We start from the raw sequence: 12,238 nt of genomic DNA, 5'->3' as shown, positions 1-12,238 counted from the left end.
ATGGAGGGGACCACCGCACTGCGAGTTGCCCGGGTGCGGCCAGGTATGCGCCGAAGGAGCATGGGCGTCAGCCCGAGGGAGCCCGCAGGTGCTGAGCGGGCCCCCTCGCGTTCATGCGTACCGGCTTCGTCGGTGCCGACCGGCGGGGGAAGCCGTGCCGGTCCCGACGTCCCACCATGAGGGTGAAGGTCTGTCACGGCTGGTGGCCGACGACGTCCCCGCCGGGATCGTCGGCCAGCCTGATCGCCGTGGTGATCCGTTTGCCCACAGGCTCACGGTGCACCGCGAAGCTCTGGGAGACGGCCATGACGATCTCCAGCCCGTGCTGGCCGACGCGGGTCGGGTCGGGTGCCAGGATCGCCGGCGGTGTCGGATTGCTGTCCCAGACGCTCACCTCGACCTGCCCGCCCCCGGTGACCTCCAGGGTCAGCAGGCACGGTCCGGGTGCGTACTTGCGGGCGTTGGTCACCAACTCGCTCACCACGAGCTGCACGGTGCCCATGACGCGCCCGGACACCGGCAGGCCGTACACGGCCTGCACATCGGTGAGAAAGCCACGGGCCAGGTCACGGGCGCCGCCGATGTCCTCGCTGCCCTCAAACGCCCCGGACACCGAGAAGACATTCCCCCTCAGCAGCCGCATGCGCTCATCGCCCGCCAACTGTTCCATTCGCCCGCCCCGTCGTCGCTCCACCGGCCGGGCCGTCGGGTACCCCCGAATCCTCAGCACAAACTCCCCCGCCGGCTCCCCTACCGGCCCATCCGAGGTGCCTGCCAGAGAACATCCGGGAGTCCCCACCGGGGTCGGCCTCACCAGGTGGGCGGGAGGCGCGGGGGCTCGATACGACCCGGACCCGTCGACCCCCCTGCCCTGCGACTTCCGGGTTTGTTGCCGTGATGCCTGCCCAAGGAGCGTCGCCGGCTGAGCCCAAGAGCAGGGCGCGCCCAACGTCCGTAAGTCTCCGGCGCCGACGACGGCGACGGAGGCGCAGTCCGGGGCGGGTGAGGGCATCTGGCGGGCGGAAGAGCGGACCGGGGCGGGATGGGGACGGCGTCCGCCCCCGTTCACCGGGCCCGGGCCGTGCCCAGGAGGGGGTGGTCGAAGACAGTGGTGAACGCCGGGTCTCGAACAACGGCCGGTATGTCGAGATGAACACCGCGCTCGCCGGTGCGACCACCCGGCTCGGTATCCCGTTCCCCTTCGACATCGACCCCGCCGGGCTCCTGCTTGCTCTAGATCCTTCACGATGAGGGCGACGACGGGCGGGCGGGCGGTCGATGAGCAGGCTGGGCGGGTCGCCTGGCGTCGTGCGTGCCGGGCGACCCGCCGGGTGCTACTTGACGTTGATCGCCGTCCAGGCCTTGGCGACCGCGGTGTACTCGGCGCTGCCCGCACCGTAGAGGTCGGTGGCCGCGGAGAGGGTGGCCGTGCGGGCGCCGGCGTAGTTGGTGGAGGAGGTCATGTAGGTGGAGAGGGCCTTGTACCAGATCTTGTAGGCCTTGGCGCGGCCGATGCCCGTAAGGGTGGAGCCGTCGCTGGTGGGAGAGTTGTAGGAGACGCCGTTGATCGTCTTGGCGCCGCTGCCCTCGGCCAGCAGGAAGAAGAAGTGGTTGGCAGGGCCCGACGAGTAGTGGACGTCGAGGCGGCCGACGCTGCTGGACCAGTAGTCGGCGGAGTTGCCGTCGCGGCTCGGCTTGTCCATGTAGCGGAGCGGGGTGCCGTTGCCGCGGATGTCGATCTTCTCGCCGATGAGGTAGTCGCCGGCGTCTGAGGTGTTGGCCGCGTAGAACTCGACCGAGGTGCCGAGGATGTCGGAGGTGGCCTCGTTGAGGCCACCCGACTCCTTGCTGTAGCGCAGGCCGGCGGTGGAGGCGGTCAGGCCGTGGGACATCTCGTGGCCGGCGACGTCGAGGGAGGTCAGCGGCTTGAGGTTGCCTGTTCCGTCGCCGTACGTCATGCAGAAGCAGGAGTCGGACCAGAAGGCGTTGACGTACGCGTTGCCGTAGTGAACGCGCGAGTAGGCGGCGACACCGTCACCGCGGATGCCGTTGCGGCCGAGCTCGTTCTTGTAGAAGTCCCAGGTGACCGCCGCGCCGTAGTGGGCGTCCGCGGCGGCGGTCTCCCGGTTCGTCGCGAGGCCGTTGCCCCAGGTGTCCGTGCTGTTGGTGAAGAGGGAACCGGTGCCGTTGGTGCCACCGTTCAGGTCGTACGTCTTGTGGCCGCCGCGTGCGGTGTCCGTGAGGGTGTACGAGGGGGCCGTGCCGAGCGTGACCTGGCCGCTGTACTGGGTGTGGCCGGTGCCGGTCTCGATGGCCTCGTAGGAGTACAGCTCCTTGCCCGAGGTCGCGTCGGTGATGACGTGACGCTCGCTCGGGGTGCCGTCGGCCTGGACGCCCGTGACCGTCGTCTCCCAGGCGAGCGTCGGTTTGCCGGTGGCCGCCCAGATCACTTTGCGGGACGAGGCGGGGGTGGCGGACCGTGCGTCGGAGGAGGCCGCGGCGGACTTGCCCGCGGTCGTGGCCGTGACCGAGGCGGCCGTGCTGGCCACGGATATACGGGCGTTGGTCGCCTTTGTGGTGGTGCGGTTGCCGTTCCTCTTCTGGTGCACGACGAGGTCGCCGCCGAGGACGGGGAGGCCCTCGTAGGTGCGCTCGTACCGCGTGTGGACCGTGCCGTCGGTATCCTTGACGACATCCCGGACGACGAGCTTCTCCTGGCCGGAGAGGCCGATGGCCCTGGCCGTCGCGGCGGCTCCGCTCTGGGCTTCCTGGACGGCGGCGGCACGCTGGGGGCCGGAGAGCACGAGCGCGGTCGCGCCGGACTCACGCTGGGCATCGGCGCTGGCGGATCCGGTCTGGACTCCGACGACGACCATGGCGGCCGATGCGATCAGGGCGGCGGCGGCGGTACGGCGGTGCGAGGACTGCTGGCGGGTCACGCGGGCTCCTTCGCTGAAAAGCGTGGGGATCGTGGGGGGTGTGGTGCGGCTGCGAGCGTGTCAGCGAAAGAGCCCGTTTGACAGGTATGCAACAAGGATTTGACCATCTGTTGTCCGAAGAGCAGAGAACTGTGTCCGCTATGCGGCCAGTTGACTGTCCCTAGGGAGCGTCTTGTCGATCATGTGTCGAGCCAGTCGAGGGTGCTGGCAAGGTGACGGCGGCGAGGTAGCGGTCGGAACGCTTGCCGTAAGGGGGTGGCAATGCCGCGCAATTGCTCGAGGCGGCGGAAGCGGCGTTCGACGACGTTGCGGCGCCGGTAGGCGCTGCCGAAGGCGCAGGGCCGTTCGCGGCGCCGTTTCTATCCTGCGAGCCGGTCGACGCGCTCGGGGATCGTGGCCTTGGTCCCTCGACGGCGGAGGCAAGCCCGGAAAGTCCGGGCCGAGTAGCCCTTGACTGCGACTACGTGGCCAGGTCGGGTGCAGAGTCGGCCGGGCCCTGACCGCGAGACGCGGATGGGGCTGATGACGGCCTCGGCCTGAGACAGAGCCGGTGATGGTGAAGCTGGGCGTATGGATGGCGAACACACGTGCAAGACGCAAGAAGATCGCCGCTGCCCATCTCGCCGCAATGACGGCCCAATGACGGCGCTGGGCGTGGACTGGGCGTGACACCGGCTGAGGCTGGTCGGAGAAGAAAACGGTCAAGCGAAGTACACCGAGAGGCCCCGGGCGTCATTGCCCGGGGCCTCGTGCTGTCGGCGGCGGCCCCGCCCGGACATGGCGCGGGCCTGCAACGCGGCGCAACACCGATTCCACGCACCTCTTCCGATGCATCACCGCAGGTAAGAGCGCGATGCGCGACGGTGTCGCACTGAACGTGTCGCCCTGTACGCTTTCGATGCTGCGGTCACTCCGTGGCGTGAGGGCCTCGGGGACCAGGACGAAGACGTCCTCGCCGAGGCCGCCGCCGAAGCGCGGGCCTTCGACGCCGACCCGGCCGCCGCCGTCGACGAGCTGGTGCGCGACCTCCTCGGGCAGTTGGCCGACTGGCAGCAGTCGATCGGCGAGCTGGTCCGCGCGCCCACCACGGCAACTGAAGGCCGACCGCTACCCGGCTGCTCCACCGACGCCGGCCGCACCGAGGACATGGGTGGCGCCCGGCCCCGCACCACGCTGCTCGATGCTGTCGCACGCCACCACCACGCTCACCTGCTCGCCGCCATCGTCGAGCTCGGCGGGTAGCTGGGGCTCCCAGCTACCCGTAACCGTCGCTTCAGGGGCGCGGCCATCCCAAGGCCGCGCGGTCAGCGACGCCGGCCGCCGCCGATGCGGCGGTCGTCGGCCAGTCCGGTAAGCGGGCCGAACTCACAGGCCAGCTGGCTCCACGTCAGAACCTCGCCACAGCGGGCCGGGAACTCCTTCGGGTTGAACTCGGGCATGGTCCAGGTGCCAGTGCCCCGGTCCCGCAGCCACAGGTCCCCGTCACCGTCGACCACCGTCGGCGGGACCGGAACGGGCTCGGCCTGATCGGTGGGATCCCAGGTGACCCGGCCCGGGTGGGAAACGCGGCGCAGCTCGGTGGTGGCCAGCCGCGCGACCGAGTCACGGGTGGACTCTTCGGCGTCCTTGACCGACTCGAGTCGGAATGCGTCGTCAAGTACGGGCAGGGCTGGATTCTTGCTGCGCTTTGAACTCATACGCTGACTACCTCCGGTGGGGGGCGTCACATCCGTTATGGCACCCCGTAGAGCAACACGGTATCCGAGGCGGGAGCCGGGCCAGGCCTCCTGCGCCGGAACGGTCAGCAAGCCCGCCGGCGCCCAGGAAGATGCTCTGCGCCAGGTCAGCGTCTTGTTGGGTGAGGCGAGGAAGGCACTCGACACGCTGACGAAATAGCTGGAAGCAACCGTCCAGCCCACGGTTCAGCCCCCGCTAGGTACAACCCTCTCCGGGGCGAGCGCGGCCTCCAGGCGGACCAGCCGTCTGTAGAAAGTGCGAACGAGGCGGGCGCGGTTCTGGACGCAGCGCACGCTGCCCTCCAGCGTCGAGGACAGCCGGCCTTCCGCATCGCGCAGGACGACGGCGGCGAGCGCCCAGGGGCCGCTGCTCTTCGGCAGATGGTCGGCACGGCGCCGTACGTCGGTCGTCATCGCCGGAGGGAAGGGCGGGGAGGGTGATAGCCCCGCCACTACCGGTGCCGCCGGGCAGTACAGCACTACCACAAGGGGAAGCGGAAGCCGGGGCGGCGGCGGTGACGGCGCGGCACCCGGCCAGTCGCTCCCCAATAATCCCGGCAAGGGCAGCGAAGGCGCGAACGCCCATGCCGGCAGTTCCTATTACGCCGGCAGTGGCGGCGGCGGTGGAGGAGGCGCGACATCGGTCGACGGATACGTCATCGCCGGGGGCGGTGGTGGTGGAGGCGCCACTTCCTCGTATGCCATCGACGGTGGTGGCGGACACGGTGGTGGCGGATTGTGCCAGGAGGTCTCCGGCTGCGACTCCTCGTTGATCCAGCGCGGCGGCGACGGATCCCCTGGTGGGGGGCCGTCTTCAGCCTGGCAGGGGCGGCACCAGTGTGGCTGGCGGCACCGGCAACACCAACGCGCACCAGGTCATCAACCCCGACGAACGTGACCCGGCCAGCAACGGTCGAGTGAAGATCACCTGGAGCCCAGGCCTAGCAGCATGGCGACCGTGCTGGGCCGACGTCCTCACCTGGCGTGCCGGCTGGTTCGCCGGCGCCCTCGCCGTGGCCAACGGGCCACCGATTCACCGAACGCACTCGCGCCAAGGAAATCCGTTCCTGTTGTTCAGCTTGGTGTCAAGCAGGTGGGACTCTTGGAGTAGGCCTTCGGGAGCTGCCCCGTGGCAGACGGAATCAGGGCCTGCGCCCTTTCCGGACCCGCCGGGCGGCCCACGCGCCCTGCTCGGCGGTCTGTACGGCGGCCCGGTCAGCGTCGCCCGCCTTCTCGGCGCGGGCGATCAGCCCGGAGTAGGTGCCGACCACGTGGCTGATGCCTTCCAGGTCGACCACGTACGCCGTGCCGTCCTCGGCCGACCACGAGGCGTCCCCATATTTGTCAGTACCGAGTTCTGCTCCGTCACCATGTCCCCCCTGCCCTGTTGGTCACACACGGGCCGTGGCGTCGACCGCCACGGGACGAACATCCCGACTCTGTCAGAAAACCGACTCCTGGTTCGGGCTCACGGGTGACGGCTTCCGCTTCGACCACCTCTTCGTCTCCACACGCCACGCTGACCGCTTTCTGGCCTGCGGCTACCACCAGGAAGCCTGCCTAGCGGGGCTGAGCGACAACGCGGTCATGACGCTGCGCCTGGTCCTGCAGTCCACCCCGGGCGAACAGGGCCAAGCCCCAGCTGCGGGCGCTGGCTAACAGCCGACCGCCGCAGTGACCGACGTCGGCGTTTCGGCCAACCCGTGCTCGACCCGGTGCTCTTGCGCGGCAAGGGGCGGTGCACTCCGCACCCGCGGGAAACCGCTGAATTACGGGGCGCATAACACGTCCGAAATGAACAGGTGCTCGAAATCATGCGGCGTCGTTGCACATGGCGACACCTTCACCACGTCCACGAGGGGGAACACATCCACGCCAGTCGAACCAGGAAGCGACAAGATCGCGAGCGGCCCGAAGGCCGCAGCGACGGACAACGTCTCGATCGCCGAGCGGGAGCTGTACGGCAGCCGACTGCGCTACGACCAGTCCTACGTCCGGCACGAAGGCCCGCTGACTCGGCCGAAGTTCGGGCACATGGCGGGGGCGCTGCCGTAAAAGGTGGGCATGGTGCTGAGCGCCGATTGGAAGGCAGACCAGCGCGCGCCCGCGGCCGCCGCCATGCCGATCACCCCAATGCAGACGCCGACCGACAGCCGCAGCATGCTGCGTGCCGAGTCGGTGCCGAACTTCCCCCGCCTCCAGGACCCGCTGGACCTGCGGCCGTTCGGTCGCCGAAACCTCCACACCGGTGACGGCCGTGTAGTAGCGGGCGGAGACCCCGGCCCCCGCGGCGCCCAGCCGTCCGGCCACGAGACCGTGAGCTGATCCACCAGCTCGACCCCCCTTCCTCCAGCCTGCCCTCCCGCTCCGTTCTCACGACTTCGAAGGCGAGACGACGCCCATGTCACCCAGCTCTACCGCGATCCGCAGGACCGTCGAGGCGTACCTCGGCCGACACCCCGGCGAGCGTGACGCGCTGGCCGGGCTTCTCGCCGCGCTGGACCGGCCCGACGACGCGACGGCCCGGACGACACTGCCCGGGCACGTCACGTGCAGCCCTGTCATCATCGACCGGCAGGGCCGGGTCCTGCACATCCGGCATCGGGCCACCGGCGGCCTCTTGCTCGCCCGGGGCGGTCACATCGAGCCCGGTGACCGCACATTGCTCGCCGCGGCGCTGCGCGAGGTGTCGGAGGAGGCCGGGATCGGGCCGGGCGCCCTGTGCCTGACCCGGCAGTTGCTCGGCTCTCCGGTCGACATCGACGTGCACGACATCGACGCCAGCCCGTCCAAGGGCGAACCAGCCCACCGTCACTACGACGTCCGGTACGTCTTCTACCTCGCCGGCGAAGAGCCGCCGACGATCGCGTTGCATGACGAGGAGGCGTCCGGCGCTCAGTGGCTCCCGCAGGTAGAGGTCACCTCGCCGACGCTGCGGGCGAAACTCCTCTCGGCGCGGCTGCACGGCCGGCCTGAGCCGGTGAACGCGTCCGCGCTGATCCACGACGGGACCGGCCGGTACCTGCTCCATCTTCGCGACCACAAGCCGGGCGTCATCTGGCAGTCGGGGGCATTCGCCCTTCTCGGCGGCGGCCGTACCCACGAGGACCCGAGCCTTGAGGCCACGCTGCTGCGGGAGCTGTCCGAGGAGGTGCCCGACCTCCGCCTCGAGGACGTGAAGCCCTAGGCCGTGGAGTCCGCCACCAGCGTAGACGGCCTCAGCGTCCCGGTCCGGGTCTTCGCGAGCCGGTGGCGCGGCAACCCCGACCGACTCGCGCTGCACGAAGGTGTGCTTCTGCGCTGGTTCGCGGTCGACGAACTGGACCGGCTGCGCCTGAGCCCGGCCACCCGGAACCTGATTCGCGGGCACGCGGCCGAGAACCATCGGCTCGGGGACTGGGGTGGGCGGGTCGCCGAGTCGGAGTAGGACGTGCTGGCCGTCGTGGACAACGTCGTCGGTGGCCATGCGGACGATCCGGTTGACGGGCTGGGCGAACAGCAGGACCAAGCAGGCGGCGAGCCGGACTCTCGGCGAGCTACTGTCGTCGGCGAGGACCCGTTGCAGCGCGGTGATGCGCTGGTGTTAGCCCATCGGGTGGGGGTTGGTGGTCGGGCGGTTCGGGATGGTCAGCCGTGGCATCCGGCGGGTCTCCATGCACCAGCGCAGGAATGCCTGTGCGGGACGCCGGGTGGAGTACGTCTCCGCGTGCCAGGCATCAAGGTCGGTCTGGGTGCAGAACTCCAGCGTGACGTGCCGGGCGGCGAGCCAGACCAGGAAGGCGCCGGCCTGGGTGATCTGCTGATGGGATTCCTGCGTCGTGCTGGTGCCCAGCGGGCTCTTGGCCGCTTTTGGCGCGGAGCTTGCGGAGCTGGTGCCATGTGGCGAAGTGCTGGAGCGTGCGGGCGGGACGGGAACGGGCACGAAGTCGTTGCGCCGGAAGTACCCGACCTGGCCTTCCACTCCGCCCTTCTCATGGGCGTACGACAGGCGGAACGAGAAGAGGTAGCAGCGGGTGGGGACCCCTGCGAGCACGATGTGCACTTCCCCGAAGTCCACCTCGGCCTCCGCGCCGGGGACGTGGGACTGCGGGATGAACACAGGGCCGGCGCCGTGCCCTGATCGTTCATCCGGAGTGCCGTGTACTGCCGGTCTGGTAGATGTCGGGGATGCCGTCGGCGTCGTCGTCGCGTTCTTCCTCTTCCCACAGCTCCTTGTAGATCCGGTTGCGGCGGCGCAGGAGCAGCGCGGCGAGGACGGCGGCGATGAGGGAGCCGACCAGGACGGCGGCCTTGATGTGTTCGCCGGTGGCCGGGTCGGGGAAGGCGAGTTCGCCGATGAGGAGGGCGACGGTGAAGCCGATGCCGGCCAGGGTGGCGAGGCCGAGAACGTCGGCCCAGGCGAGGTCGGGGTTGAGTTCGGCGCGGGTGAAGCGTGCGGCGAGGTAGGTACCGAGGAAGATGCCGAGGACCTTGCCGACGACGAGGCCGATGACGACGCCGAGGGGCTCGGGGTCGGTGAAGACGTGGCCGAGGGCGCTGCCCGAGACGCTGACGCCGGCGGCGAAGAGGGCGAACAGCGGGACGGCTACGCCGGCGGAGAAGGGGTGCACGAGGTGGGAGACCCGGGCGGCGGGGGACCGTTCCTCGCCTTGGTCGCGGGTGGTGCGCAGGATCAGGCCGATGGCGACGCCGGCGACCGTGGCGTGGATCCCGGAGTTGTACATCAGCGCCCAGGTTGCGACGCCGAGCGGTACGTACCACCACCAGCCGCGAACCCGCAGGCGCTGGAGGGCGTAGAAGAGGACCAGGCCGGCGAATGCCCCGCCCAGGGCCCAGAAGTTGAGGTCGGAGGTGAAGAAGACGGCGATGATGAGGATGGCGCCGAGGTCGTCGACGACCGCGAGGGTCAGCAGGAAGGCGCGGAGCGCGGACGGCAGATGGGTGCTGATGACGGCGAGGACCGCGAGTGCGAAGGCGATGTCGGTGGCCATCGGTACGGCCCAGCCCTCAAGGCTTCCGTCGCCGAGGGTGACGGTGAGGGCGTACAGGGCGGCGGGTATGGCCATGCCGCAGAACGCGGCGACGACGGGCAGGGCGGCGGTGGCGGGGGTGCGCAGCTCGCCGACGACGAACTCGCGTTTCAGCTCGATGCCGGCGACGAGGAAGAAGACGGCGAGGAGGCCGTCGGCGGTCCAGTGGGCGACCGAGAGGTCCAGGCCGAGGGCGGGGATGCCGAAGTGGAAGTCGCGCACTGCCTCGTACGCCCCGCTCCACGGGCTGTTCGCCCAGGCGAGCGCGATGACGGCGGCGGCGAGCAGGACGAGTCCGCCGACGGTCTCGGTGCGCAGGGCCTCGGCGACGGCCTGGCGTTCGGGCCAGGGCAGCAGGCCGAGGATCACCTTGCGCGGGCGTGACTGCGTCATGAGGGGGTGGCCTCCGGGGTGGGTTGACGGTTGGGCACAGGGCCCCTCGACGCCGACCAGACTTCCCGGCACACCAGCGCATCGCATTGACGCGTTCTTCACACCCTATCGGGCGCTGCGGGGCCTCGCCAGGGCGTCTCTCAGTTGTCGAGACGGGGTGAAGGGCCCTGCTTCTCACCAAGGCGCGAGGTGAGAAGCAGGGCCCTTCGGGAGCCGGGCAGCCGGGGGGGCGGTCAGACGGTGGTCTTCACCGGCTCCTGGTGGGGGTCGGTCTCGCCGTCGGTGTCGAGGCCGGCGTCCCGCTTCTTGACGAAGGCGAGGAAGGTGTTCAGCTCGCGCTTGACAACGGGGGCGAGGAGGTAGAGGCCGATGATGTTGATGACGGCGAGCATGAAGAGCACCGCGTCGGCCATGTCGATCAGCGTCTGCAGGGTGAGCAGGGAGCCCGCGACCGCGAAGAGGGTGTAGAGGACCTTGAAGGTCAGCTCGCTGGTCCTGCTGCGGCCGAAGAGGTGGGTCCAGGCCTTCATGCAGTAGTAGCCCCAGGTCAGCACCGTGGAGATCGCGAACAGCATCACCGCGATCGTGAGGATGTAAGGGAACCAGGGCATGACCGTTCCGAAGGCGTCGGAGGTGATGGTGACGCCGCCGATGGACTCGCCGCCGTTGCGGAGCTCGACGTAGCTGGCGGGGTTGGCGATGACGATGGTCAGGGCGGTCATGGTGCAGATGACGACCGTGTCGATGAACGGCTCCAGGAGGGCGACCAGGCCCTCGCTCGCGGGGTGCTTGGTCTTCACCGCGGAGTGGGCGATCGGGGCGGAGCCCAGTCCGGCCTCATTGGAGAACGCGGCCCGCTTGAAGCCGATGATCAGCGCACCCAGGACACCGCCGGCGACGCCCTCGGGGTTGAAGGCGCCCTCGATGATCGTGGAGACCGCGGAGGGCACGGCGGAGGCGTTGACGGCGATGACGACGAGGCAGGCGGCGATGTAGATGCCGGCCATCGCGGGGACCAGCTTGCTGGTGACGGAGGCGATGGAGCGGATGCCGCCGAGGAGCACGATGCCGACGAGGGCGGCGATCAGGATGCCGAAGAACAGCGCGCCGGCGGAGGAGCCCAGGGCGCCGTCTTCGCCGCCGGTGACGGACACGAGCTGCGCGTAGGACTGGTTGACCTGGAAGAGGTTGCCGCCGAAGAGGCCGAAGAACAGGATCATGAAGGAGGCGAGGACGGCGAGGACCTTGCCGAGGGTCTTGCCGTTCTTGCCGAAGCGTTCGGCCAGGCCCTTGGGCAGGTAGTGCATGGGGCCGCCGGAGACGGTGCCGTCGGCGTGCACCTCGCGGTACTTCACACCGAGCGTGACCTCGACGAACTTGGTGGCCATGCCGAGCAGGCCACAGAGGATCATCCAGAACGTGGCGCCCGGGCCGCCGATGGAGACCGCGACGGCCACACCGGCGATGTTGCCGAGGCCGACCGTGCCGGAGACGGCGGCGGTCAGCGCCTGGAAGTGGTTGACCTCGCCGGCCGATCCCTTCTCGTCGTACTTGCCGCGCACCACGTCCACGGCGAGCCGGAACTTGCGCAGCTGGACGAAACCGAACCAGCCGGTGAAGACCAGACCGGCGACGACGAGCCAGGCCACGATCAGCGGAAGCTGGGTGCCGCCCACGGGCACGGCGTAGAAGACGATCTCGCCGAGCCACGTGGCTATCGGCTCGAAAAAGCCGCTGACGGCTTCGTCGACGGACTGGGTGAAGGAATCGAGTGACACGGTGGGGACCTCAGTGCGCAGGACCGGCGCGCGGGAGGCAGCGCCAGTGGGGGTGCGGTCTGTGAGCGAACGCCGTTGTCCGGTCGGCGAGCCGAGAGATCGACGTCCGTGGACTCGGAGCGTGATCACCTCGGTCGTACTGCCGGGATGTGCCCGGCATCCCGCAGGACGGGCGAGGGGTGGTGCCACCTGCGGAGTTGCGCATTCCTACACGCCGACCCGACCCCGCCACGTGACGCATGTCACTTCACTCACGGTGATCTGCGAAAAGCGCAGGAACCGTGATGTGACCGTTATTCGGACAGGCCCATCCGTTCACCGTGCACTTATTCCCCCTGGTCAGGAGCTCGCGTCAGGACACT

General features: G+C 69.5%; 13 protein-coding genes. 5 read left to right on the top strand and 8 right to left on the bottom strand.

The window, feature by feature from the left end:
- Positions 1 to 193: 193 nt before the first annotated feature.
- On the bottom strand, positions 194 to 643 hold the full coding sequence (locus AMK29_RS20185) for an ATP-binding protein (protein WP_198942291.1): 450 nt from the start codon (positions 641 to 643) through the stop codon (positions 194 to 196).
- A 452-nt stretch (positions 644 to 1,095) separates the two neighbouring features.
- On the opposite strand from AMK29_RS20185, the gene AMK29_RS36470 reads away from it, so the two are divergent.
- Complete coding sequence (locus AMK29_RS36470; protein ID WP_158071340.1) at positions 1,096 to 1,251, top strand: hypothetical protein; 156 nt, start codon at positions 1,096 to 1,098, stop codon at positions 1,249 to 1,251.
- 83 nt (positions 1,252 to 1,334) lie between these two features.
- Here AMK29_RS36470 and AMK29_RS20180 read toward each other — a convergent pair whose 3' ends face one another.
- Positions 1,335 to 2,876, bottom strand: a complete 1,542-nt coding sequence (locus AMK29_RS20180) for a M4 family metallopeptidase (RefSeq protein ID WP_079197008.1) — start codon at positions 2,874 to 2,876, stop codon at positions 1,335 to 1,337.
- 1,080 nt (positions 2,877 to 3,956) lie between these two features.
- On the opposite strand from AMK29_RS20180, the gene AMK29_RS20170 reads away from it, so the two are divergent.
- Positions 3,957 to 4,181 (top strand): hypothetical protein, encoded by a 225-nt coding sequence (locus tag AMK29_RS20170; RefSeq protein ID WP_073814672.1) that lies wholly within the window; start codon positions 3,957 to 3,959, stop codon positions 4,179 to 4,181.
- A 62-nt stretch (positions 4,182 to 4,243) separates the two neighbouring features.
- On the opposite strand, the gene AMK29_RS20165 is transcribed toward AMK29_RS20170, so the two are convergent.
- From AMK29_RS20165 to AMK29_RS36465, 3 genes are all read right to left on the bottom strand, one after another.
- On the bottom strand, positions 4,244 to 4,636 hold the full coding sequence (locus AMK29_RS20165; RefSeq protein ID WP_073814670.1) for a hypothetical protein: 393 nt from the start codon (positions 4,634 to 4,636) through the stop codon (positions 4,244 to 4,246).
- Between the two features lie 225 nt (positions 4,637 to 4,861).
- Positions 4,862 to 5,089 carry a hypothetical protein gene (locus AMK29_RS20160; RefSeq protein ID WP_241845537.1) on the bottom strand — a complete coding sequence of 76 codons (228 nt, stop codon included), beginning with the start codon at positions 5,087 to 5,089 and terminating at the stop codon, positions 4,862 to 4,864.
- Positions 5,090 to 5,817: 728 nt separating this feature from the next.
- Entirely contained in the window at positions 5,818 to 5,973 is a 156-nt protein-coding gene (locus AMK29_RS36465; protein WP_158071339.1) for a hypothetical protein, read from the bottom strand.
- Positions 5,974 to 6,793: 820 nt separating this feature from the next.
- On the opposite strand from AMK29_RS36465, the gene AMK29_RS36460 reads away from it, so the two are divergent.
- The 3 genes from AMK29_RS36460 (at position 6,794) to AMK29_RS37260 (ending at position 8,102) form a co-directional block, all read left to right on the top strand.
- Positions 6,794 to 7,000 carry a hypothetical protein gene (locus tag AMK29_RS36460; RefSeq protein WP_158071338.1) on the top strand — a complete coding sequence of 69 codons (207 nt, stop codon included), beginning with the start codon at positions 6,794 to 6,796 and terminating at the stop codon, positions 6,998 to 7,000.
- Between the two features lie 76 nt (positions 7,001 to 7,076).
- The gene (locus tag AMK29_RS20140; RefSeq protein ID WP_241845536.1) at positions 7,077 to 7,862 is read left to right on the top strand and encodes an NUDIX hydrolase; all 786 of its coding nucleotides are present in this window, start codon (positions 7,077 to 7,079) and stop codon (positions 7,860 to 7,862) included.
- Positions 7,863 to 7,865: 3 nt separating this feature from the next.
- A complete protein-coding gene (locus AMK29_RS37260) occupies positions 7,866 to 8,102 on the top strand; it encodes a hypothetical protein (protein WP_241845534.1) in 237 nt (78 codons plus the stop codon).
- A 156-nt stretch (positions 8,103 to 8,258) separates the two neighbouring features.
- On the opposite strand, the gene AMK29_RS37960 is transcribed toward AMK29_RS37260, so the two are convergent.
- The 3 genes from AMK29_RS37960 to AMK29_RS20125 form a co-directional block, all read right to left on the bottom strand.
- Positions 8,259 to 8,774 (bottom strand): hypothetical protein, encoded by a 516-nt coding sequence (locus AMK29_RS37960; RefSeq protein ID WP_073814665.1) that lies wholly within the window; start codon positions 8,772 to 8,774, stop codon positions 8,259 to 8,261.
- Positions 8,775 to 8,799: 25 nt separating this feature from the next.
- Entirely contained in the window at positions 8,800 to 10,098 is a 1,299-nt protein-coding gene (gene nhaA, locus AMK29_RS20130; RefSeq protein WP_073814663.1) for a Na+/H+ antiporter NhaA, read from the bottom strand.
- A gap of 233 nt (positions 10,099 to 10,331) precedes the next feature.
- Positions 10,332 to 11,876, bottom strand: a complete 1,545-nt coding sequence (locus tag AMK29_RS20125; protein ID WP_073814661.1) for an alanine/glycine:cation symporter family protein — start codon at positions 11,874 to 11,876, stop codon at positions 10,332 to 10,334.
- Positions 11,877 to 12,238 lie beyond the last annotated feature (362 nt).

This window comes from Streptomyces sp. CB02261 (assembly GCF_001905665.1).
In the GTDB taxonomy this organism is placed as follows: domain Bacteria; phylum Actinomycetota; class Actinomycetes; order Streptomycetales; family Streptomycetaceae; genus Streptomyces.
This window is presented reverse-complemented; position numbering and strand designations above follow the sequence as displayed.

Excerpts from the sequence above, each read along its gene's own strand:
- AMK29_RS20185 (WP_198942291.1), bottom strand. The coding sequence starts at position 643 with ATGCGGCTGCTGAGGGGGAATGTCTTCTCGGTGTCCGGGGCGTTTGAG.
- nhaA (WP_073814663.1), bottom strand. The coding sequence starts at position 10,098 with ATGACGCAGTCACGCCCGCGCAAGGTGATCCTCGGCCTGCTGCCCTGG.
- AMK29_RS20160 (WP_241845537.1), bottom strand. The coding sequence starts at position 5,089 with ATGACGACCGACGTACGGCGCCGTGCCGACCATCTGCCGAAGAGCAGC.
- AMK29_RS20180 (WP_079197008.1), bottom strand. The coding sequence starts at position 2,876 with ATGGTCGTCGTCGGAGTCCAGACCGGATCCGCCAGCGCCGATGCCCAG.
- AMK29_RS20140 (WP_241845536.1), top strand. The coding sequence starts at position 7,077 with ATGTCACCCAGCTCTACCGCGATCCGCAGGACCGTCGAGGCGTACCTC.
- AMK29_RS20165 (WP_073814670.1), bottom strand. The coding sequence starts at position 4,636 with ATGAGTTCAAAGCGCAGCAAGAATCCAGCCCTGCCCGTACTTGACGAC.
- AMK29_RS36460 (WP_158071338.1), top strand. The coding sequence starts at position 6,794 with ATGCCGATCACCCCAATGCAGACGCCGACCGACAGCCGCAGCATGCTG.